Below are 23,140 nucleotides of genomic sequence, written 5' to 3'. Positions count from 1 at the left end.
AGAGACTGTTTAATGAAGAACATGGGTTTTCGCTGGTATGGATCAAAAGATGATGCCATTACTTTACAAAACATCCGTCAAATTCCTGGGACGACACAAGTAGTAGGAGCGCTTTTTGATATTCCCGTAGGAGAGGTTTGGCCAAAAGAAAAAATTGCTTCCTTGAAAAAAGAGGTCGAAGATGCCGGTTTAAAGTTAGAAGTTATTGAATCGGTTAATATTCATGACGATATTAAAATTGGATTACCTAGTCGCGATCAATATATTGCTAACTATCAACAAACAATTCGTAACTTAGCAGAATATGGTATTAAGGTGATTTGTTATAACTTTATGCCAATCTTTGATTGGGTAAGAACTGATTTACATTTTAAATTACCAGATGGTTCGACTGATTTAGCATTCGAACACAAAAAAGTTGAAGGCAATCCTGAAGATATTTTAAATTCGGTGCAAGAGAATTCCAATGGTTATATCTTGCCTGGCTGGGAGCCAGAACGTTTGGCACAGTTAAAAGAATTATTTGCTGCATATAAAGATGTTGATGCAAAAAAATTAACTGCTAATTTAAAATATTTTTTGGATGCTATTGTTCCTGTATGTGAAGAGTGTGATGTCCGGATGGCGATGCATCCAGATGACCCCCCGCGTCCGCTTTTTGGTTTACCACGGATTTACAAGAATCGTGAAGATATGTTAACTATTGAGCAATTACATGAATCACCATATAATGCTTTTACGATTTGTACAGGTAGTTTGGGAGAAAATCCAGAAAATGACGTCCCAGCAATTATCCGCGAATTTGTTGCTAAGGATCGGGCACCTTTTATCCATGCCCGCAATATTAAATTCATGGGTAATGAAGGTGATTTTCATGAATCTGCCCACTTATCGTCTGAAGGATCTTTAGACATGTATGAAATTATGAAAGCTTTATATGATACTGGTTTTGATGGCTATATACGTCCTGATCATGGACGTGATATTTGGGGAGAAAATGGACGCCCAGGCTATGGCCTTTATGACCGTGCTTTAGGAATTACTTATTTAAATGGATTATGGGAAGCAATTGCAAAAGATAATAAATAGAGGAAGTGAAATCAGATGGCAATGTTAGATATTCTATGGGTTTTTATTGGTATATCTTTGTTAGTCTTTTTAATAGTTAAAGTGAAAATGCACAATATTCTTGCATTAATTATTTCTGGATTGTTTATTGCTTTTGCTGAAGGGATGAAAATTGGACAAATAGTGCCAACAATACAGAAGGGGATTGGCGGAGTTTTATCTACCCTTGCTTTAATTGTCATTTTTGGAGCAATCATTGGTAAATTAATGACAGACTCTGGGGCATCACAACAGATTGCAGATACTATTGTTAGTAAAATGGGAACCAAAATGCTTCCTTTTGCCTTATTAATTATTGGGACTATTTTTGGTATGTCTATGTTCTATGAAGTTGCTTTTCTTATAACTGTTCCCCTAGTAATAAACATTGCCAAAGAAGCTAAAATTCCATATATGCGATTAATAGTACCGACTATTGCTGGTGCAACTATGGGTCATAGTTTATTTCCTCCTCAACCAGGACCTATGGCTTTAGTTTCTGCCTTTAATGCAGATATTTCTCAGGTTTATATTTGGGGTTTTGTGGTTATAATACCGACAATTATATGTTCAGGTGTATTAGTTAGACGTTTTATACCTGGATTAGATGAGATGCCACTAGGTAACGTCATGAAACCTGCTCCTAAAAAGCCAAGTAATGAATTACCAAGTTTCGGTGTAAGCTTATTAGTGCCACTTCTACCAGCAATATTAATGATCATTTCTTCAGTTATAAAATTAATGGTTCCAGCAAGTAGTTTTATCAATAAATTTGCTTCTTTCATTGGAAGTGCCGAAATTAGCATGCTTATAGCAGTATTAGTCGCTATGATAGTATTTGGATACGCTAGAAATATTAAGGGATCTGATATAACAAATAAAATGACTTCAGCAATAGAAAGTATTTCAAATGTTTTAATGGTAATTGCAGCTGGTGGAATTATGAAGCAAGTTATTATTGATTCTGGTATTGGAAATACAATTGTGCAATTAGTAAGCAAGTTTCCTGTATCTCCCTTCATTTTAGCTTGGATTATCACTGTTTTAATAAGAATTTTAACTGGACAAGGTGCTGTTGCTGCTATAACGGCAGCAGGAATAGTAGCCCCTATGATTACAGCATTTCATGTTAGTCCCGTACTTATGGTGCTTGCCTGTGCTTGCGGTAGTAATACTATTACTTTAATGTATGATGGTGGATTTTTACTATTTCAACAATCATTTGGAATTTCTATGAAAGATACATTCAAAACATGGGGAGTGCTAGAACTGGTTAATTCAGTAGTGGGATTATTAATGGTTCTTTTGTTAAGTATTTTTATAAAATAGGAGATTAATCATATCATGATTAAAATTGAAAATAATCATTACCAGGTTGAAATTGATCCACATGGCAGTCAAATAATTAAAATGATTAATAAAGATTATAATTTTAATTATTTATGGAATGGCTCGGAATGGCCTAAACACGCTCCTCTGCTCTTTCCTGCTATTGGCCGTTCAAATGATGATCAGTATTTATTAAATGGTCAAATTTATACAATGCCGCAACATGGATTTGCTGCTGATCAAGAATTTACGGTTGTTAGTCACACAGATGATAGATTGGTTTTAGAACTACAAAGTAATTCAGAAACTAAAAAATTATATCCTTTTGACTTTAAGTTACAAACAATTTATCAATTGTTGAGCAGTGGGCTATCAATTGGTTTTATAGTTAGCAATTTAAGTAATGATAATATGCCTTTTGCATTAGGCTCGCATCCAGCATTTAATGTTCCTTTAGCTGGGCAAGGTAGCTTTGATGATTATTATGTGGAATTTGTTGGCAACCAAGAACCTCTAAAAATTTGTGAAATCATTAAAAAGCCTTATCCTTATCGAACAGGTAACTTAGAAACAATTGCAACCAAAAATAATCATCAACTAAAACTTAATCACGATATTTTTGCTCCGGGTTTGAGAATTATTAATAATCAAGATATTTCAGAAGTTATTTTACATTCACCGAAGAGCAAACACTCAATTTCTTTAATGATTTCTGATTTTAAAAATGTTTGTCTTTGGACTAAAGAGGATCAAGATTTACCATTTCTCTGCATTGAGCCATTTAATGGTCTTCCTGATATTTATGGTAAACCAGCTGATTGGTATAAAAAAGAAGGTAATTTAATTCTTAAACCTCAGCAAGAAAAGCGTATTCAATATGAGATGAAACTATTATAAATAAAAAGCTAGAAACGGAGAAAAACTCTCTTTCTAGCTTTTTTAATTTTTCACAGTATTGGTGACAACAAGCGTGAAAATAGCTGCTTAAATCTGAGCCAGTGGGATTGTTGTGCAATCATTTCTTTAGTCAAAAGTGTACTTTGCTGCATGTCGTCTTGGAAAATTTTAGTCATTTGGCGGCTAACATTTTTATCATAGAAAAAGGCATTAGCTTCAAAGTTTAAGCTATAACTACGATAGTCTTGATTCATAGAGCCAATCGAGCTTACGGCATTATCAAAAACTGCTGTTTTGGCATGAAGGAAGCCATTATTATAAATATAAACTTCAATACCATGACGAGTCAGTAAATTAGCATAAAATTGAGTAGCACGGTAAATAAAGGGATGATCCGGCATTTGGGGAATCATAATTTTGATTTTAACTCCTGAGCGCGCAGCTACCAACAAGGCGTCAATCATAGAATCATCAGGAATAAGATAGGGAGTTTGAATAAGGATACTTTTACGCGCATTCATGACTAAGCTCATGAAGCCTCCCTTTAAGGTGTCAAATTCACTATCCGGTCCATCAGAAACAATTTGAATAGGAGTAATACCGGTAGAATGTTTTAATGTAGTGGGGAAATAGCGCTCTTGAAAGAGGATCTTTTGATGATGTTTATCGACAGAAGCATTCCAATCTAAAATAAAACGTTCCTGCAAAGATAACGCCGCATAGCCAAAGATTCGGACGTGTGTATCACGCCAGTAACCAAATTTAGGTTTTAAACCAAGGTATTGTTCACCAATATTAAAGCCGCCAGTCCAGCCAATACAGCCGTCAATGACTACAATCTTGCGATGTAAATGGTAGTTCAAGCGGTTTTTAGTAATTGCATTTTGAGAAGTAATAAAGGGCATTACTTGCCCGCCAGCAGCGATAAGAGGAGCAAAAAATTTTTTGTTAGCACCAGGAGAACCCCAACGATCATAAATTACCCGTACTTCAACACCAGCTTGCGCTTTTTTAGTCAGTAATTTAACGGTCTTTTTTCCTAGGCTATCATTAATAAAAGAATAATATTCAATGTGGATAGTTTCTTGTGCTTGTTCAATATCTTGAAAGAGGGCAGCAAATTTAGCTTTGCCATCAGTAAAGATTTGGGTATTATTGTGAGTGGTAATTGGTGCATCTTCGTGACTATCAAAGAATTCCGCCTGGCGTTTCACCGAATTGGTAGTTTCATGATCTGTATGGGGGCGCTTATGGGCTAAATCTTTTTTAACTATGTCTTTTAAGTGATCTAACCCAATATGTTCCACATGACTAATTGTAAATAAGTTTTCTTGTGCAATGCCTCGTCCAAAAAAAGCAAAAATAAAAAAGCCGATGATTGGCAATAATATTAAAACAATTAGCCAAGCTAAAGTTGTCGGAATGCTACGTTGCCTGTGAAAGACTGTAATAATAGCCGCCAAGGTGTTTAAGAGAATAATAATGAGAAAAATTCCAATAATCCAGTTCATAACTAACTCCAAAATTTATAATAATATTAGTTTACCGCAATCTGCTTCATTTAGTAGGGTTACTTTAAAAAGTTTTTTAATTGGGCAGCAGCGTCGGAGTTCTCAGCAATCTGAGAATTAGGGATATGAAGTTGATGTTTAACAAAATACGCCAAGCGCGATAGAATTTCTTCGGGAACTTTGTCAGAAAATTGCAGTTTAATGGTCATATGTTCGTCACTAATTGCACTTAGTTTGATGATACCGATTAGTTTTTCAGAATTTTTAGGAGTAACTCCCCAGATTAAACCAACATTAGCCATAATGTCTTGCATTGCTTTAATAGCAAATCTGGCTGAAGTGGCAGTATCTACCTGCAAAAAATCTTGTATTGCCTGGCCGGAAAGGTTGCTTAAAAATTCCCAACGATAATTTTCAGTAAAAATAGGATGATAATTACGTAATTTTTCCATTATTAGCTTCTCCTTAATTGTTGGTATAAACGAATTGATTAATAGTCTGTAAGACGTGTTTGTCATCATGCAGCTGCGAATGCTCACCACTAGTGCCTAGAGCGTTATATTCAATGAACTCTTGAACTTGAGGTTTGAGAATATATTTAATGGAACGCGCCGAGCTCACAGAAACGTATTTGTCAGTATTAGAAGAATCATTAATATTGCCATAAATATTTAACACTTTAGCCTGATGGGGAAATTTGATGCGATTAATATAAGTCCACAGATATTTCGGAGTCATGAAAGCGGGTTTACCTTCAGGGCTTAAGGGATTAATATTGGGCAAATCTCCAAAGGCAACAATGCCATCAAAAGGGCCAGCCACAAGAGCTAGGCGATTAACCTTAGGCAGTGGTTTATTGTATGTATTAATCAGAAATGAAACCAAGGCTACAGCACCTAAAGAATGACCGACAGCATTATAAGTTTGAAAATGATAGCGCTGATATAAGTCACTTAAAATCTGATTAAACCAGCGCTCAATGGTTCCAGAGGGAATCCAGCGGTCTTTAAAAACTAATTGAACGATAGGGAATTTTGAAGTAGTCCAATAACCGGAATAATGAATTTTGCTGCTCCAATCAACGGTTGCCCTTAAAAAGGCTGGTGATTGGGTAAAATTTTGGGCGGAAGCGACCATTTTTTGAGTAGTATAATCGCCTCCGCGAAAGCCATGAACATAAAATGTGGGAATTTGTTCTTTACTAGATTTAACGGAAACTGCAGCAGGCAGTTTAGAAGTGGGTATATAAGCCGAGTGTTGCCGCCGAAATTTTTTTTGCTGCCACATTCCCATATATTCAAGCTCCTTGCTCTTTAATGTTCTAAAAGTTATCATACAATTATTCAAATTTTAATTCTAGCGCAAGGTGAAAAAATGAAAAAGTATTATGCTGTTAAAAAAGGCCGACGGCCAGGAATTTATCCTACTTGGCCCCAAGCTCAACAACAAGTCCAAGGCTTTAAAGGGGCAATTTTTAAGGGCTTTTTAGATTTAAAAAGTGCGCAAAATTTTATGCAGGATAATGCTGCTTCTAGTACAAATGCGACCGCATCTGCAGCAATTTTGTTATATACGGATGGCGGTACCCGCAATACAGGTAATTTTGCGGGCGGACATGTTAAGACTAGTGACAAAGCAGCTTGGGCATATTTAATTCAAACACACACACACAAATATCAAGCGAGTGCGGGGCAGCGCGGAGCAACTAATAATCAAATGGAATTAACGGCAGTCTTAAAGGGCCTACAAAAACTGCACCAGCTTCATTATGAGCAGCAGGCGATTGTCTTAGTGGCAGATTCACGATATGTTTTAGATGCTTTGCGGCAAGGCTGGCTGCAAAATTGGCAGCGGCGCGGCTGGAAAAAAGCAAATGGTCAACCAGTGTTAAATCAAGCGTTGTGGCAGCAAATTTATCAAGAATTACAAGTCTTTCAGCATTTAGAGTATCGCTGGACTAAAGGCCATGCCCAAGATATAAATAATAATTTTGTGGATCAGTTATTAAATCAAACAATGGATCACATGTAAAAGCGTAATTATTTTCTAGGGTAAAAAGAATTATAATGATAAAATTAAGATAGGAGGGAAGTGAATTTATGCAAAAAAAACATCCTTGGCAATTAATTATAGCTAGTTTGATTTGTACGTGGGGATTGATTGTGACGGCTCATTATACTCAAGCGGCAACATATAATTATCCTGTTGTTTCCGTGACCCAAACCCCTTATGCTTATTTGTATAATAACAACGGTGAACGTATCGTCGACCGACTATTATTAGCTAATAGTGATTGGCGCGTGGGCAGTGTACGTTATGTTGATGGTGGTTCAGAGAATTTCCATCATCAGCTCATGTATCAAGTTTCAACTAATGAATGGCTACGTGGTGACCAAAGTCGAGCTAATTTTGACCCCCAAACAGGTCAATTAATAACGGCTGCGGATAATCACGATCACACAGCTTTAATAGAAGCTATGTTACAAGAATTGAATCGCTTACGTGTGCAAAATGATTTAGCGCCTTTAAAGATGAATGCTGAATTAAATATGTTTTCTCAGCAACGGGCGGCCCATTTACAGCAGCAGGGTTATCTTAGCCATCAGGGGTGGTGGTTTGAAAGTCACCCTTATGGTTATGCTGCCGAAAATATTGAAACGGCCTTTGACTTACATGATATCAACAAAACGGCAGTGAATGCGATTGAAGAATTTTATGATGATCCAGGTAATCCTAATTTAGGTCATCGTAAGAGCATGCTTAATCCTTACTTTAATGAAGTAGGAATGGGCATTGTTGCTGACGGATACGGTCGGTTCTATATCGTACAGACCTTTTTAAGATCAACTTTTAGGCCGGAAGACGCTAAGGGTATTGAAGACTATGAAAATTATGTTCAAATAGTCGGTGAGCGCGCACCTTATATTTCTCATTACGATAAGGCTGGGCAAGCGATTATTAAGCATTGATAAAATAGTATTTATGGCTCTATAAATTAAGGGAGCAAGGACATTAACGGTCCTTGCTCCCTTGTCTTATAAATATTATTTCAAAAGTTAAAATTTAACGTTATTTTTAATGGAATAAGTTACTGAAGAAATTCACGATACTATTCCATAATTGTTGGAAAAAGTTTTGATTTTGAGGGGTATTAATCTTATTAAAAATACCTTGAGCTTTGCTTTTAATAGTATCGCTTAATTTGCCAGCTTGTTGGCGAAAGTCGCCATTTTTTAAGGCTCCAGAATTACGAACTTCGATTAAAATATTAATGATTTGCTGTTTTTGATTGTCAGAGAGAACATTTTGTAAGTTGTTATCTTTAATTGTATTATTGACAATATTAGTAATTTGATTGTTAGTTATGTTAGGACCAACTTTGGCCATGTCACTTTTGGCTTGCGCCACAGCATTGTTTAGTTGGGCATCACTATAACCTTTTTGTCCTTCATTTTGCTGAGTTATTTTACTTAGGGTACCCATCTCATTTTGTGCAGCGGTAACTTGTTCTTGGTTAAGAGTATCGCCATTTTGATTAAAAGCCGCATAGACCCCTGCAAGAGCACCAGAGCCATCGATTGGTATGGCCGAAGTGACGTAGATATTGGCATCAGTGACGCCGGCAGTTAAAGCCGCATTACGATATTGATTAGCAGTGATAGTAGTAATATTATTTTTACCATTGTAGGGCACTATTTCTACATTGATTCCGGAACCGCGATCAGTCTTTTCAATGAGGGCCGACGACCAAACCCCGGATGCATTAGTAAAGTTGCTGCCGGCAGGGTTCAGATATTTAACTAAGGTGGCCCCGTTAATCGTCAATTGCTGAGAATTGTTATTATGGATTTTAGCTGATAAAACATCGATTGTTCCCTGGCGTTGATCAAAAGTGAGTGAAGAACCTAAAGTCATAATAGGCGTTTCCCAACTATCAGCTTTCACATTTACTGAAGTTATAATAAAAATTAAACTCGCTAATAATACAGTCGTTAGTGCATTAAACAGTTTTTTCATTTTTGATCTCCTTTGTCAGTTGACATCCTAAATTAATTATAGCAGGCCTGCCTGCAAAGCTCTATTAGGATGCGAAAAGTTTAACCAATTGTACTTAAAAAAGCAATTATTAACTTTTAGTTCGTAAACTTAACTGTGAGCTTAACTTTTATGGTAAACTTAGGGTTCTAGGATTACGGATAAATTGGAATTTTAAAATGAAGGAGAACAGCGATGAAGATAGTAGTTTTAGCCGGTGGGCGTAGTACTGAACGCAACGTTTCTTTATCTTCAGGAGTCAAAATTACGAATGCTTTACGTTCTAAGGGCCACGAAGTAGCCTTAGTTGACCTTTTTCTAGGTAAAGAAATTGCTGATTCACAAATTGATAGCTTATTCACTACTGAGTCAGAATCTGAGGATCTCAGCAGCATAAGTGACGAGGTACTTACAGACGAAAAGATTAATGCGCTGCGTCCAGGAACAAGTAAAGCTTTATTTGGTCCGAATGTTTTAAAAATTTGTCAGCAAGCAGATATAGTTTATTTAGGATTACATGGTGAAGATGGCGAAAATGGTAAAGTGCAAGCTGTCTTAGATTTGTTTGAAATTCGTTATACTGGTAGTGATACATTAGCTTCAGGTCTAGCAATGAATAAAAAGTTTTCAAAAGAAATTTTTCAACAAAATCAAATTCCCACAGCTAAATATATCGTGGCTACTGCTGCGGATATAGCAGTTAGTGATATTCCCTTTGATTTTCCGGTAGTTGTAAAGCCGGCTAATGGGGGTTCAAGTGTGGGAACGCATATTGTACGTCACCCAGATCAATTAACAGATGCTTTAAGTGACGCTTTACGCTTTGATGATGAAGTTTTGATTGAAGAATACATTCAAGGCCGTGAGTTTTCGGTTGCTATTATTGATGACCAAGTTTTACCGCCAGTAGAAATTGTGGTTACTAGTGGCTGGTATGACTTTGAACACAAGTTCCAAGATAATGATGTGACTCACTTTATTACGCCGCCGCAAATTACTGCTACAGTTCAAGAACAAATGCAAAGTTTAACTAAAAGAACTTTTACTGCTTTAGGTATGCAAAATTATGGCCGGATTGATTTTCTAGTGGCTGATGATAAGGCTTATGTTATGGAAGCTAATTCTTTACCAGGAATGACCCCTCGATCATTAATTCCGCGGGAAGCGGCAGTAGTTGGGATTAGTTATGAAGACTTGTGTGAAAAAATCGTTCAAAGCAAATTGCGTCTTTATGAACAAAAGAAAAAATAATTAAATAATAAATCCAATTCTACTGTCTAAGGATTGGATTTTTTGTTTGAGAAACTATTGTCAAGAAAGCCGTGAGCGCGTACAATTTAATTGGAATATACCAATTATGGAGGCCAAGTTAATGAAATACTTACACGCAGCTAAATTCTTTTTGCATAATACTACTGAGAGTGGCGGATTTTTAGAGTTAACAGATGATGGCAAATTTGGATGTTACTTGCCAGAAAGTCAGCAACCCCAAGGTGAAATCATAGACTATAAAGATAGTTGGATTGCACCAGGATTAATTGATACGCATATTCATGGCTTGTTAGGTCATGATGTGATGGATAATGATGCACAAGGTATAAATGCCATGGCTGAGGGTCTCTTGAAGTGTGGTGTGACTTCGTGGCTGCCCACAACAGTTACTGGTTCTAAAGAACAATTAAAAGACATTTGTGCAACTATAGCACAAAATCAAGCTCATTTCACCGGGGCTAAGGTTGCGGGTATTAATTTTGAAGGGCCGTTCTTTACCCCAGAACATAAGGGTGCCCAAAATCCTAAGTATTTTGGAGATCCTGATATTGATACTTTTGAAGAATGGCAAGAAGCTGCACAAGGACTTTTGCGGCAAATTACCATTGCTCCAGAACGTAAGGGCGCAGTTGAGTTTACTCAAGCAATCAGCCAAACAGGTGTAGTTGTATGTTTGGGTCATAGTTCTGCTACATTTGAACAGGCTAAGGCTTGTGTAGAAGCAGGGGCGACTACTTTTACTCACACTTATAACGCTATGAGTCCTTTGAATCACCGAGCACCAGGTATGGTGGGTGCAACTATGAGTTTAGATGGCGTTAATGCCGAATTAATCTGCGACGGACATCACGTTAATCCTTATGCAGCCAAGATTTTAATTAAGGTTAAAAGTCCAGAACATATTGTTTTAGTGACTGACTGTATGTCTGCTGGAATGATGCCTGATGGTGATTATATGCTCGGAGAATTGCCTGTTGTAGTAGGTAATGGTACAGCTCGTTTGAAAGATGAAACTCACAACTTGGCTGGCAGTATTTTAAAACTTAATGATGCTGTGAAAAATGTAGTTGCTTGGAATCTTGTTACGCCTGAACAAGCAATTACTATGGCTACTGCCACACCAGCTAAAAGTGCCGGAATTGACCAAAAAGCTGGTGCTATTTTGCCAGGTAGAGCAGCTGATTTTATTGTTTTAGATCAGCAAATGAATTTACAGGCTACCTATCTTGATGGTCAGATGCGTTATCAAAATCAGTAATTATTTAAAAAATATCTGTAATAAAAGCGATGGCCAATTTATGGCTATCTTTTTTTATTTAAAATAACCTTATTATTTTCTACTAACCGGTTGACACACAAAAAGAAAACGCTATAATAGCAATTGTAAACGTTTGAATACAATAATGTACTAACCGGTTAGCATAAAATTTAAAAATCGAGGCAGTGAAGATGAAACAGCTATCTAAAACTTTAAAAAATCCTTCATATTTACAAAGTTCACTAACACTTTTATTGTTTTTTGCTTCTTGGGGTGTTTGGTGGTCATTTTTCCAGCTGTGGCTAACGTCCACTAAAAATGGTTTAGGATTATCAGGAAGTGCGGTTGGAACAATTTATTCAGCCAATTCCTTTATTACGTTAATTTTGATGTTTGTTTATGGTACCTTACAGGATAAATTGATTATTAAGCGTTATTTACTTATTTTTTGCGCTGTATTAGATGCATTAATTGGACCATTTTTTGTGTGGATTTATGCACCGTTATTACATCATAACTTTTTCCTTGGTATAATTGCAGGCTCATTTGTTTTATCAGCAGGTTTTTTGTCGGCTTCGGGTATTTTTGAAGCAGTAGCTGAAAAATTAAGCCGCCGCTTTGATTTTGAATATGGTCAAGCGCGGGCTTGGGGTTCCTTTGGTTATGCAGCAGTTGCTTTGTTGGCCGGATTCTTGTTTACAATTAATCCACAATTAAACTTTTGGGCGGGCTCAATTTTTGGCGTTTTATTATTAATTGAACTATTGGTCTGGACTCCGAAAGCGGAAAAGAAAGCTGATCTTGCTGATGAAGTTGATGAAGAATCTAAAACGCCTAAATTAAGAGATATGTTAGGCTTATTAAAAATTAGAGATTTATGGTTAATTATTATTTTCATTATGTTTACGAATACTTTTTATACAGTTTTTGATCAACAAATGTTTCCAGATTTTTATACTAAATTATTTGCCACCGCAGCTTTAGGTCAACATATGTATGGTATATTAAATTCAGTTCAAGTGTTCTTTGAGGCTTTGATGATGAGTCTAGTTCCAATCCTAATGAAAAAAATTGGTGTAAGAAATGCCCTTTTATTGGGTGTAACGGTAATGTTTATTAGAATTGGTGGCTGTGGCTTGTTCCATGATCCAGTAACTATTTCTTGCATTAAAATGCTGCATTCGCTTGAAGTACCGCTCTTTTCTTTGCCTATTTTCCGTTATTTCACTTTGCATTTTGATACGAAATTATCGGCAACTTTATACATGATTGGTTTCCAAGTGGCGTCACAAATTGGCCAAGTCATTCTCTCGAACCCATTAGGTTCACTGCGGGATCATATTGGTTATAGCAGCACGTTCCATATTATTGCCTTGACAGTATTGGCTGCTGGAATTTATGCTTTCTTTGTTTTAAAGAAAGATACTCAAGATGTCAATGGTGATCCTTTTGTTCGGTCTTAATTTTAAATAAAGTGAGGTTTTAATAATGACACAAACTCCAATTCAATTAACTAATCAACGCTATCGTTTAGGTTATCATTTGATGGCACCTTCTGGTTGGATTAATGATCCTAATGGCTTTTGTTACTTTAAAGGCTATTATCATATCTTTTACCAATATCATCCTTATTCTGCTGAATGGGGCCCAATGCATTGGGGGCACGCTCGCAGTAAAGACTTGTTGCATTGGCAGACTTTACCTCTTGCTTTGACGCCAGGAGATGCTGAAGATCAGAACGGTTGTTTTTCCGGCAGTGCTATTGTGAAAGATGGTGTGCTTTATCTGATTTATACAGGTAATAATTATTATGATGATAGTGATTCAGACAACTACTGGCAAAATCAGAATTTAGCTTATAGTGAAGATGGCATTCATTTTACAAAATATGAACATAATCCAATCATCAAAACTCCACCAGCAGATAATACTAAGAATTTTAGAGATCCCAAGGTTTGGGAACATGATGGGAAATACTATGTGGTTATTGGCAGCCAAGATCAGCAAGGCTTAGGAAGATTATTATTATACAAATCAGCCGATTTAAAATCCTGGCAATATTTAGGAGCAATTGCACACTCTGCTGAAGTAGCAACTGAAGGGTATATGTGGGAGTGCCCAGACTTATTCCACTTAGATGGCCAAGATGTTTTAATGACATCACCTCAAGGCATTGAAAAACAAGTAGATAAATATTTGAATTTATATCAAAGTGGTTATTTCTTGGGTCACCTCGATTATCAAAAACCATTATTTCAGCGCAGTGGTTTTCATGAGCTAGACCAAGGGCACGACTTTTACGCTCCTCAAACAATGTTAGCCCCTGATGGTCGGCGCATATTGATTGGCTGGTTGAATATGTGGGAAAGCAAGATGCCTGAACAACAAGATGGTTGGGCAGGAGCCTTAACTTTGCCCCGGGAATTAGTTTATCGTCAACACCAGCTTTATCAACTACCAGTAGCAGAAGTTTATTCTTTACGTCAGCAGCAATTAATGTCTACTCGTTTAGAAGTTCAAAAAGAACAAGTTTTGACACAAGGACATTCCCAATTAGAATTAAATATCCAAACTGACTTAACACAATTGCAAGGTGCAGGTTTTTCTCTGAAGTTTACTGACGCTAAGACGCAAGCCTTTATTGCTTTAGAATATCAACAGGCTAATAATTGCTTTGTTATCCGGCGTTCTGATCGCTCAGATGTCCGGCTTTCACAACTACGAGTAAGTGCAGATTTGAAGGTACAGATTTTTGTAGATACAAGTTCCTTAGAAATCTTTTTAAATGACGGCGAATCTGTCATGACCGAACGCTATTACTTTGATCAAGCTCCGACAATAACATTGGCAAGTGCGCAGAATAATACTTTTGATTGCACAATCTATCAATTAGATCCGCAAACGAACAATTACCAAATCAAGGAATAATTAGGTTATAATAAAATAAATATTCATTGATGAGGTAAAGTTGTGCCAAAGCTAGAAGATGTTGCAAAACGGGCTCATTTATCCAAAACTACGGTTTCGCGTGTTTTAAATAAGCGGGGATATCTGAGTCAAAAGACCATTGATAAAGTTTATCAAGCTATTGAAGAATTAGATTATCATCCCAATGTGGTTGCTCGACAATTATATAAGAATAAAACTGATTTAATTGGTATCTTATTGCCGACAGTTGCTAATCCTTTTTTTGGAGAATTAACAGCGGCTTTAGAAGATCGTCTCTATCAGCAGGGTTTTAAGGTCTTGATTGGTAATTCGATGAATAACCCCCAAAAAGAAGCGGATTATTTGCAGCAATTATTGATTAAGCAAGTTGATGGCCTTATTGTTGGGGCTCATAATCAAGGTATTCAGCAATATCGACATCAGGGATTACCGGTAGTGGCAATTGATCGGGTGATGAATCAAGATATTCCAGTAGTTGCTTCGGATAATTATCGCGGGGGACAAATGGCGACGCAACGTCTAATCGAACATGGTGCTTGTAAAATTATTCATACTAACGGGCCTCATGATTTAGCCACCCCGGCCCAACGGCGCCGGCAGGCCTATGAGGACGTGATGCACGCTCATAATTTACAGCCGATCACTTATGAAGTGGACTTTAATGTTTCCACCCAAGTTAAAGACCAAGTTTTCAGAAGAATTTTTGAAGAACATTCTAATGTTGAAGCTATTTTTGCTTCTAATGATACGGATGCTGTACAAATTATGCAGTTAGCTTCCCAGTATGGTCGCCATGTTCCGGAAGATTTATTGGTAATTGGCTACGATGGTACTAAAATGGTGCGTGAATTGGTGCCGCAATTGACGACAGTCGTTCAGCCTATTGACAAAATGGCGCGCACAGCCGTTGAAATTTTACAAAAACGGCTGCATAAAGAACCTACCGACAAAGAATATTTATTGCCGGTAACTTTATGGGAAAGCCAAACGGGCTGAATAAGATTTGATATTAATTAAAAGGCACAAAGGGCTGGGACAATATTGTCTCAGCCCTGATTTTATATATAAATACCAAGTTTTTAGTACGCAACTTCTAATGATGGTTAGCGAGAATTTTTTGAAATAAATGTTTTATTGATTAGAATTTTGGGGTTCAGTATAGAGTTCACGTAGTCTATGATAGTCGTTGCTTGATAAGCCTAAAACCTGTTCGCGAAAATTTTCCCAGCTTTGATAAATTCCTAAAATTGCAGCGGCAACTGCTTTAACAGCTGCTTGATCAGCTTGAGTAAAATTCATCTTCTGAATAGTTGTGTCATTAGGATTGTTTAAAACTTGGGCATCAACTTGATTTTGATACATCAAGTTGGAAAGTAGATAATCTTGGGTGATATATTCAATTGGTACTTGCATCAGCAATAGAAATAAAATTGCCATAATCCCGGTTCGATCTTTTCCTGCTGAGCAATGGAATACCACCGATTGTCCTTCTTGGTTATTACGCAATAAAATAGCAAAAAAACTACGAAAAGCTTTTTGAGTATAGTGATCTAGCACTACTTGCTGATAGATTCCGGGTAATTCATCATAACGTTTAGCAACAGGCAAGGCTTGATAAAGTTTATCATCAATTCCCTGTGTTGAATATAAAGGCAGGTGAATTGAAGTTAAAAAATCTGCCTTTGGATCAGGCCACTGCTGGCGTTCATAGTCCGAACGTAAGTCAATACAATAGCGAAGGCCATAATCTTTGAGTTGTTGCAGTTCAGGAGCAGTCAGTCGTGATAAATAGGCAGCACGTAAGATTTTATGGCTACGGATTTGGCGGTGATCACTTGTAGGATAGCCGCCTAATTCGCGAAAGTTATAGGTATTAGAAAAATTAAAAAATCTTTGCATGATAAGACCTCCAGTAATTTGTTTGTTTAAAAAATTGTGTTCAGTTTCTAGATAAGGTAAGGTAGTAATAATAGTTTAAATAAATTGGGTGAGTATATGCAATTATTGTCCATCATTATGCCATTATATAACGAAGAACGCTTCTTAAGCCGTTGTTTAAAATCTTTAGAAGCACAAGTTAATTCACATTTTGAGGTCATCATGGTCAATGATGCTTCTACTGATCAAACTGCAACGATTGCGCAGTCTTTCATTAAGCAAAATCCTAATTTTCGAATGGTAACGCAAGCTCATAATTGTGGTATTTCTGCTGCTCGCAATCGGGGTATTCAAGAAGCTCAAGGCCAATTAATCACTTTTTTAGACGGGGATGATTGGCTGGAGCCCCAGTATACAGATTTCTTCTTAAAAACTTTCCAACAATATCAAGTTGATATGGCAGCTTGTGGTTATTATAAGGAATCACAGCGAGGAACGATTAAGGTTTGGGGTAAACACGTTCAAGGGTTGATTAATCGGACGGAAATGATTCGGCATTTGACTAAAATCTCAGGCCAAATTATGGGATATACTTGGAATAAAGTTTATCGTTTGGATTTAATCAAGCAACATCATTTGAAGTTTGAAAGTGATTTATCTTTGATGGAAGACCAAGTTTTTAATATTCAATATGCAGCCAGTGCGCATAACTTTTATGTGCAGCCTATACCCTTATATCATTATTGGCAGCATGTCAAAAGTGCTACTCATACGTATGACTTGGAAAGTGCTAAAAGTATTGGCCTGGCTAATTACCGGATTGTAAAGACACTTTTAGATTTAAAAAATAATATTAATGAAACCGAGGACAGTACTCATGACTGAATTAGAAGATTACCTGAAACAGAATGTTTTTGGAAAACCGCAATTAAAGCCTGATGAAAAAAGAAAATTTTTAGGTAATTTTCAAGAACGAGTTGCATTAGCGCTAACAGTAGCTCAAGTACGTAATACCGCAAATTTGCCATTGGTAAAGCGTGTGTTGCAGCGTTATCCCCAGTATCATTTGTTCATTAATGGGCGTTTGTCGAGTACTTATCGGGGGCCGCTTTTATCGTTAGCGGTGAGCTTAAATTATCAATTTACAATTATTGAACAAGCTAATGTTCGCAGTAATACGCGGCCACTAGCTGACAATGATATGGGATTAGTTATTGCCGATGATCGCCATCGCATTACGCATCCTGTCTTAATTTGAGTTAGGAGGGCTAATAAATGAGTCGCGCACGTTTAATAACTTTAACTAATATGTGTATGCTTACTAATAAGCAAGGTCAGGTTTTAGTACAAAATCGGCAAAAACCAACATGGCCGGGGATTACTTTTCCTGGCGGTCACGTTGAAAAAGGTGAATCTTTACAAGCGGCCATGATTCGCGAAATTCAAGAAGAAACGGGTTTAACTATTCAACGACCACAATTATGCGGTGTTATGGACTTTACTACGCCCGCTGGCGAAGGTTATATAGTCTTATTGTATAAAGCTCATCAATTTAGCGGTGAATTGCAATCTTCTAAAGAAGGACCCGTATTTTGGCTGGATCCGGCAAAATTGAAGCAATATCAACTAGCACCCGACTTTTGGGAGATGTATCAAGTCATGATTCGAGATGACTTATCAGAACTATATGGCACAGGCGCCGGCAAAGATTGGCAGACACGATTTTTATAAAATTTAATTATACTTATTTTTTAAAAAACAAGCGCACGATAATTTCACGGGTTAGTAGATATAATGGATAAAATAATATTAGAATAATCAAAGCGTCTAAATTGACGGAATTTTGCCAGAGATTGAGGATTCTAAATGGGTGTCCCCAAATAGTAAAGACAAAGATGTTGATAGCAAATAATGCTAAAAAGATGAATAAAGTTCCCCGATTAATCGGTCGCGCGATAATCCATAAAGCGGCAAAGCCAATTAAGCTAATTGCTAAAACTGCCAAAGTGGAAGTTTGGGCAAAATTCAGGTGTCCCCAATGTCCATAGCCGACAATCCCGACTACTATCAGGGTAATATCTAAGGCTGCTGGCAATGCTACTTGCATGACATTGCGGAAAAAACGTCCCGCTGGTGGAGAAAAATCAGGCCGCAAGGCTAATAAGAAAGTAGGAATGCCGACAGTTAGGGCATTAATAGGTGTCATCTGGGCTGGATAGAAAGGGTAGCCGGTATGCAAGAAAATGAAGAGTACGGTTAGCATAACTGAATACATAGTTTTGATAAGATATAAGGCGGCTACCCGTTCAATGTTATTAATAACTCGGCGGCCTTCATTAAGAACATAAATCAACGAATCAAAGTTTTTGCTTAATAAAACAAAATCGGCCGCATTTTCGGCTGCGTCACTGTTGCCAGCAATCGCAATACCACAATCAGATTGCCGCATTGCTAGAACATCATTGACGCCATCACCAGTCATAGCTACTTTATGTTTTTGATTTTGTAAGGCTTGAATTAATTTTTGCTTTTGTTCAGGTAAAGTACGGCCAAAGACAGTATACTGCTGGGCGATTTTTTCCCAATGGGGATGACTGCCAATAGTTGACATGTCTATTGCCTGCTGACTATGGGGGAGATTAACTTGCTGGGTGATATTTTGCACTGTCGCCGGATCATCCCCAGAAATAACTTTAATAGCTACTCCTTGTTGCCGTAAATATTCAAAAGTATTAGCAGCAGTTGAACGGACTTCATCACTAATTAATAAAAAACCGACTAATTCAGGTTGTAAAACTTTTTGGTCAATCGGTTTTGCAGATTGTACCAGTGCCAAAACTCGATATCCTTGTTGAGCAAAGCTATGAGCAATAGCAATTTGTTCATTATCGTCTAATAAAAATGAGGGTGCTCCAATCGCTAGATGCTGTCCATTTTGCCAATTAACCGCTGCCCATTTGCGTGCTGAAGAAAAAGCAATAATACTAGCAACTTCTGGGAGCTCTTGTGGTGGTGTGGTGGCTTTTAAGATGGCCTGAGCGGTTTCATTATGTTCCTTAGTAGCCAGCATTAGTTGCTGACAAAGGGTTAAAATTTGGTCTTGGTCTAACTTATTAGCAATAATTTTTTGTAGCTTTAAGTTGCCGGTGGTAATGGTACCTGTTTTATCCAAGCAAAGAGTATCAACGCGTGCTAAGGCTTCTAGAGCTGTCATGGACTTAACTAGGACTTGCTTATGGGTTAAATGCATGGCGCCCACGGCCAAAGCAACTGAGGTCAAGAGTACTAAGCCTTGAGGAATCATTCCGATAATTGAAGCGGACGTTCCTAAAATGGCTTGATTAAGATTATGTTGTTTATAGAAGGTAACTGCAAACAAAATAGTTCCGAGAGGAATAATAATATAAGTAAGAATTTTAATGATACGGTTAATAATGTGCATTAATTGGGAAATATCATGCTTTTGCTGACGGGCATTATGGGCCAATTTATTGGCAAAGCTATGATTGCCAACTGCGGTCAATTCGACTAAAGCTTGGCCGCTTAAGACTAAACTTCCTGACAGTACCTGATCGCCAGTTTTTTTACTGACAGAATTAGATTCCCCAGTGAGATTAGCTTCGTCGATTTCAATATGCGCACATTGACGAATTAGGCCATCTGCCGGTATTTGTTCGCCTCTTTGAATAATGATTAGATCATGTAAAACCAAATTATCTTGGAATATTTTTTGAACTTGGCCATTCCGCAATACTTGGATCTGCTGGCGATTTAAAAAAGTTAAGTGATCTAATTGCTTTTGAGCCTTAATTTCTTGATAAGAGCCAATTAAAAAATTGGCCACTACTGGCCCCAAAAAGAATAAATTTTCATAACTGCCAGTAAAAAAAATAATTACTGCTAAAAACAAATTGATAAAATTAAACAAAGTAAAAAGATTTTTTGATAAAATCATAGTTACTGATGTAGAATTATTAGCAACTTGATTAGTATTACCATATTTAATTTGTTGTTGAACTTCCAGGTCTGTCAGACCAGTGTTGACATCAGTTGCTTTCATGAGCCACCTCAGTTAAAAGAATATTGATCAAGCTTATCATAACGTTAATATTATTTTGTAAATTTTTTGTGAAGAGGAAGAGAAATTGGTGCAAAATATTTTATTTGATTTAGATGGAACTTTAATTGACAGCGGCGAAGGAATTATGAATGCCTTGCGCTACTCCTATCAAAAAGAACATTTGTCTGTCCCTTTAGACACAGTGTTGCGGAAATTTATTGGGCCGCCCTTGGCTGAAAGCTTTGAAAAATATAACGCTATTGATCCTAAAAGTGAATTAGCTACGCGGTTAATCGCAGATTTTCAGGAATTTTATGAGCAGACAGGATGGCAGCAGTTAACACTTTATCTGCAAGTTCAAGAGTTATTAATTCAATTACAAAATCTAGGCAAAAAAGCTTATATTACGACTGCAAAGCCAGAACCTTTCGCTAAAAAAATCATCCACCATTTACAGTTAGATAACTACTTTCAAGGTATTTATGGTGCTGACTTAAGTGAAACCATGCATAAAAGTGATGTCATTGGTGCGTGTTTAAAAACAGAACATTTGACGGATCCCAAAACTTGCGTGATGGTCGGCGACCGGGATACAGATGTTATTGGTGCAGCGGCTAATGATGTTGCTACCATAGGAGTATTATATGGTTTCGGTACGCAAGAAGAACTGCAGCAAGCTGGAGTAATTGCTACTATTGAGCAACCCTTAGATTTATTAACGCAGATCGGCTAATGACGATGAAAAAGTTCTTTAAACGTCTATTAATATTTTTAGTAATCATTTTTATTCTAGCAGATTTGGGTGTGGCCTATTATTTATTTGATTTTGCTTTTTCTAAAACTGGTTTTAGTGCTAAAGGTAGTAATCACCCTTTAACTAGTGCACAAGTTTGGGCTAAAAAGCAAAAACAAACGACCTGGCGGCAGACAAGTTCTGATAAACTGCACTTAAAAGCTCGTTATTATCCAGCCGTTCACCCGACAAAAAAGACCATTGTGGTTGTGCATGGCTTTGGTGATAATAGTCTCACTTTAGGAAATTATATTCGCTTTTTTCATCAAGCAGGCTATAATGTCTTAGCCCCTGATAATCGCAGCCATGGCCGCAGTCAGGGGAAATATATCGGCTTTGGCTGGCAGGATCGTCAAGATATTCAAGGTTGGCTGCAACAGCTCATTCATCGCCAAGGTAGTAAAAGCCAGATTGGTCTATTTGGCGTCAGCATGGGTGCATCGACAGTGATGTATTATTTGGGATTGCATGTGCCACCGCAAGTGAAAGTGGCCGTTGCTGATTGTGGCTATGCCTCGATTAATGGTGAATTAAGCTATGAATTAAAACAAATGTTTAATTTGCCGAGTGTTCCCTTAATCCCGACAGCCAATTTGTATACTCAAATGTTTGCTCACTATAACTTATATGATGGCAACACATCTCAGACATTAAAACAAAATCAGGTGCCTTTACTCATTATCCATGGCACTAAAGATACTTTTGTACCAACAGCTAATGCCCAAATTAATTATCGAAATGATGCTGGCCCCAAGAAATTATGGCTAGTCAAGGGTGCTAAACACGCACAGTCTTTTCAAAAGCAGCCGGAAAAATATCAGCAACAGGTACTATCCTGGACAGAAAAATATTTAGATTAACTTTCTAACGAAATTGCCCGTTAATCAGGTGCGTCTTTTCAGAAACAACAGCTTTTCTTAATTTGTAGAGGCACTAAGATTTTTAGTTCTGAGACTAATTTAGACTTAAACAATTGATAATTTGGCTATTGGCAGACTTATTTCCATAATTTTGAAAACAAAATCGTTTACATCATGTGAATAGGTGTTCAAGATTCAGAAATTGCGGTAAAATAACTTATGTAGAAAATAATGTTTCTTTTTTAGGAGGACAAACATGGCGTTAGTAAACGGCAATGAAATTTTCAATAAAGCACGTGCAGGTAAGTATGCTGTTGGAGCTTTTAATACAAATAACTTGGAATGGACTCGGGCAATCTTAGGTGCTGCTCAAGAAACCAATACTCCAATTTTAATTCAAACTTCAATGGGCGCTGCTAAATATATGGGTGGCTATGAATTATGCTTACACTTAGTTCAAGACACAATTAAATCTATGGGTATTACAGTTCCCGTTGTAATGCACTTGGACCATGGTAACTATGAAGCTGCTAAAGAATGTATTGAAGTAGGTTACAATTCTGTAATGTTTGATGGTCATGACTTGCCATTTGATGAAAACTTAGAGAAGACTAAGGAAATCGTTAAATTAGCTCATGCTAAAGGTATTTCTGTAGAAGCAGAAGTTGGTTCTATTGGTGGTACTGAAGATGGTATTACAGGTGCTGGCGAATTAGCTAGTGTTGATGAAGCTAAGACTTTAGCTGCTACAGGTGTTGACTACTTGGCTTGTGGTATTGGTAATATTCATGGTGTTTACCCTGCCAACTGGAAGGGCTTGAACTTTGACCGTCTCCAAGAAATTGCTGCTGAAGTTAAAACTCCTTTAGTATTGCATGGCGGTTCCGGAATTCCTAAGGAACAAATTGTCAAAGCTATTTCTTTAGGTATTTCTAAAGTTAACGTTAATACTGAATGTCAACTTGCTTTTGCAAAGGCTACTCGCGAATATATTGAGGGTGGTCATGACGAAGATATTGACGCTAAAGGCTATGACCCACGTAAATTGTTAGCTCCTGGTGCTGAAGCTATTAAAGAAACTGTTAAGTCACGTATTGAATGGTTTGGTACACCTTCTCTATAATTTATAAATTTAACTAATAAAGACTCTGACTTTTGGTCAGGGTCTTTTTTTATAAGTACAATTCCTTG

The 23,140-nt window shown here is 37.1% G+C and carries 22 protein-coding genes; 16 read left to right on the top strand and 6 right to left on the bottom strand.

Annotated features, from left to right (window positions below):
- The first annotated feature begins 12 nt into the window (after nt 1-12).
- From uxuA to EQ827_RS02420, 3 genes are read left to right on the top strand one after another with little or no spacing between them, the layout of a single operon-like run.
- Nucleotides 13-1,089 (top strand): mannonate dehydratase, encoded by a 1,077-nt coding sequence (gene uxuA, locus EQ827_RS02430; protein WP_181189392.1) that lies wholly within the window; start codon nt 13-15, stop codon nt 1,087-1,089.
- A gap of 15 nt (nt 1,090-1,104) precedes the next feature.
- Nucleotides 1,105-2,436 carry a gluconate:H+ symporter gene (locus EQ827_RS02425; RefSeq protein ID WP_181189391.1) on the top strand — a complete coding sequence of 444 codons (1,332 nt, stop codon included), beginning with the start codon at nt 1,105-1,107 and terminating at the stop codon, nt 2,434-2,436.
- A gap of 15 nt (nt 2,437-2,451) precedes the next feature.
- A complete protein-coding gene (locus EQ827_RS02420) occupies nt 2,452-3,333 on the top strand; it encodes an aldose 1-epimerase family protein (protein WP_181189390.1) in 882 nt (293 codons plus the stop codon).
- A 50-nt stretch (nt 3,334-3,383) separates the two neighbouring features.
- Here the strand turns inward: EQ827_RS02420 and cls are convergent, their stop codons facing one another.
- Genes cls through EQ827_RS02405 form a run of 3 tightly spaced genes read right to left on the bottom strand, consistent with a single transcriptional unit; the run spans nt 3,384 to nt 6,137 of the window.
- Nucleotides 3,384-4,844, bottom strand: a complete 1,461-nt coding sequence (gene cls / locus EQ827_RS02415; RefSeq protein WP_181189389.1) for a cardiolipin synthase — start codon at nt 4,842-4,844, stop codon at nt 3,384-3,386.
- A 59-nt stretch (nt 4,845-4,903) separates the two neighbouring features.
- Nucleotides 4,904-5,296, bottom strand: a complete 393-nt coding sequence (locus EQ827_RS02410) for a hypothetical protein (RefSeq protein WP_181189388.1) — start codon at nt 5,294-5,296, stop codon at nt 4,904-4,906.
- A 13-nt stretch (nt 5,297-5,309) separates the two neighbouring features.
- A complete protein-coding gene (locus EQ827_RS02405; RefSeq protein WP_258231777.1) occupies nt 5,310-6,137 on the bottom strand; it encodes an alpha/beta hydrolase in 828 nt (275 codons plus the stop codon).
- Nucleotides 6,138-6,218: 81 nt separating this feature from the next.
- On the opposite strand from EQ827_RS02405, the gene EQ827_RS02400 reads away from it, so the two are divergent.
- Nucleotides 6,219-6,875 carry a ribonuclease H family protein gene (locus tag EQ827_RS02400; protein WP_181189387.1) on the top strand — a complete coding sequence of 219 codons (657 nt, stop codon included), beginning with the start codon at nt 6,219-6,221 and terminating at the stop codon, nt 6,873-6,875.
- Nucleotides 6,876-6,943: 68 nt separating this feature from the next.
- Entirely contained in the window at nt 6,944-7,813 is an 870-nt protein-coding gene (locus EQ827_RS02395; RefSeq protein WP_181189386.1) for a CAP domain-containing protein, read from the top strand.
- Between the two features lie 106 nt (nt 7,814-7,919).
- Here the strand turns inward: EQ827_RS02395 and EQ827_RS02390 are convergent, their stop codons facing one another.
- Nucleotides 7,920-8,861: a DUF1002 domain-containing protein gene (locus EQ827_RS02390; RefSeq protein ID WP_181189385.1), complete on the bottom strand. Its 942-nt coding sequence runs from the start codon at nt 8,859-8,861 to the stop codon at nt 7,920-7,922.
- Between the two features lie 213 nt (nt 8,862-9,074).
- On the opposite strand from EQ827_RS02390, the gene EQ827_RS02385 reads away from it, so the two are divergent.
- The 5 genes from EQ827_RS02385 to EQ827_RS02365 all read left to right on the top strand — a co-directional run bounded on the left by EQ827_RS02385 (nt 9,075) and on the right by EQ827_RS02365 (nt 15,354).
- Nucleotides 9,075-10,130 carry a D-alanine--D-alanine ligase family protein gene (locus tag EQ827_RS02385; RefSeq protein WP_181189384.1) on the top strand — a complete coding sequence of 352 codons (1,056 nt, stop codon included), beginning with the start codon at nt 9,075-9,077 and terminating at the stop codon, nt 10,128-10,130.
- Between the two features lie 121 nt (nt 10,131-10,251).
- On the top strand, nt 10,252-11,409 hold the full coding sequence (gene nagA, locus EQ827_RS02380; protein WP_181189383.1) for an N-acetylglucosamine-6-phosphate deacetylase: 1,158 nt from the start codon (nt 10,252-10,254) through the stop codon (nt 11,407-11,409).
- Nucleotides 11,410-11,600: 191 nt separating this feature from the next.
- Nucleotides 11,601-12,872, top strand: a complete 1,272-nt coding sequence (locus EQ827_RS02375; RefSeq protein ID WP_181189382.1) for an MFS transporter — start codon at nt 11,601-11,603, stop codon at nt 12,870-12,872.
- A 25-nt stretch (nt 12,873-12,897) separates the two neighbouring features.
- The gene (locus EQ827_RS02370) at nt 12,898-14,337 is read left to right on the top strand and encodes a glycoside hydrolase family 32 protein (protein WP_181189381.1); all 1,440 of its coding nucleotides are present in this window, start codon (nt 12,898-12,900) and stop codon (nt 14,335-14,337) included.
- A gap of 42 nt (nt 14,338-14,379) precedes the next feature.
- Entirely contained in the window at nt 14,380-15,354 is a 975-nt protein-coding gene (locus EQ827_RS02365) for a LacI family DNA-binding transcriptional regulator (protein ID WP_181189380.1), read from the top strand.
- A gap of 135 nt (nt 15,355-15,489) precedes the next feature.
- On the opposite strand, the gene EQ827_RS02360 is transcribed toward EQ827_RS02365, so the two are convergent.
- A complete protein-coding gene (locus tag EQ827_RS02360) occupies nt 15,490-16,257 on the bottom strand; it encodes a tyrosine-protein phosphatase (protein ID WP_181189379.1) in 768 nt (255 codons plus the stop codon).
- Nucleotides 16,258-16,353: 96 nt separating this feature from the next.
- Here EQ827_RS02360 and EQ827_RS02355 point away from each other — a divergent pair, with 96 nt between their 5' ends.
- From EQ827_RS02355 to EQ827_RS02345, 3 genes are read left to right on the top strand one after another with little or no spacing between them, the layout of a single operon-like run.
- Complete coding sequence (locus EQ827_RS02355) at nt 16,354-17,121, top strand: glycosyltransferase family 2 protein (RefSeq protein ID WP_181189378.1); 768 nt, start codon at nt 16,354-16,356, stop codon at nt 17,119-17,121.
- Nucleotides 17,114-17,494 (top strand): YueI family protein, encoded by a 381-nt coding sequence (locus EQ827_RS02350; RefSeq protein WP_181189377.1) that lies wholly within the window; start codon nt 17,114-17,116, stop codon nt 17,492-17,494. The genes EQ827_RS02355 and EQ827_RS02350 overlap by 8 nt, the downstream gene beginning before the upstream one ends.
- Nucleotides 17,495-17,511: 17 nt before the next feature.
- Nucleotides 17,512-17,967, top strand: coding sequence for an 8-oxo-dGTP diphosphatase (locus tag EQ827_RS02345; protein WP_181189376.1), 456 nt, complete (start codon nt 17,512-17,514; stop codon nt 17,965-17,967).
- A 13-nt stretch (nt 17,968-17,980) separates the two neighbouring features.
- Here the strand turns inward: EQ827_RS02345 and EQ827_RS02340 are convergent, their stop codons facing one another.
- A complete protein-coding gene (locus tag EQ827_RS02340; protein WP_181189375.1) occupies nt 17,981-20,296 on the bottom strand; it encodes an HAD-IC family P-type ATPase in 2,316 nt (771 codons plus the stop codon).
- Between the two features lie 88 nt (nt 20,297-20,384).
- Here EQ827_RS02340 and EQ827_RS02335 point away from each other — a divergent pair, with 88 nt between their 5' ends.
- From EQ827_RS02335 to fba, 3 genes are all read left to right on the top strand, one after another.
- On the top strand, nt 20,385-21,029 hold the full coding sequence (locus tag EQ827_RS02335) for an HAD hydrolase-like protein (RefSeq protein WP_181189374.1): 645 nt from the start codon (nt 20,385-20,387) through the stop codon (nt 21,027-21,029).
- A complete protein-coding gene (locus EQ827_RS02330) occupies nt 21,029-21,949 on the top strand; it encodes an alpha/beta hydrolase (protein WP_181189373.1) in 921 nt (306 codons plus the stop codon). The genes EQ827_RS02335 and EQ827_RS02330 overlap by 1 nt, the downstream gene beginning before the upstream one ends.
- A gap of 256 nt (nt 21,950-22,205) precedes the next feature.
- Nucleotides 22,206-23,072, top strand: coding sequence for a class II fructose-1,6-bisphosphate aldolase (gene fba, locus EQ827_RS02325; protein ID WP_181189372.1), 867 nt, complete (start codon nt 22,206-22,208; stop codon nt 23,070-23,072).
- Nucleotides 23,073-23,140 lie beyond the last annotated feature (68 nt).

The sequence above is a fragment of the Bombilactobacillus bombi genome, assembly GCF_013607485.1.
GTDB lineage: Bacteria > Bacillota > Bacilli > Lactobacillales > Lactobacillaceae > Bombilactobacillus > Bombilactobacillus bombi_A.
Note: the sequence above shows the minus strand (reverse complement) of the source record. Positions and strands in the feature narration are given on the sequence as shown.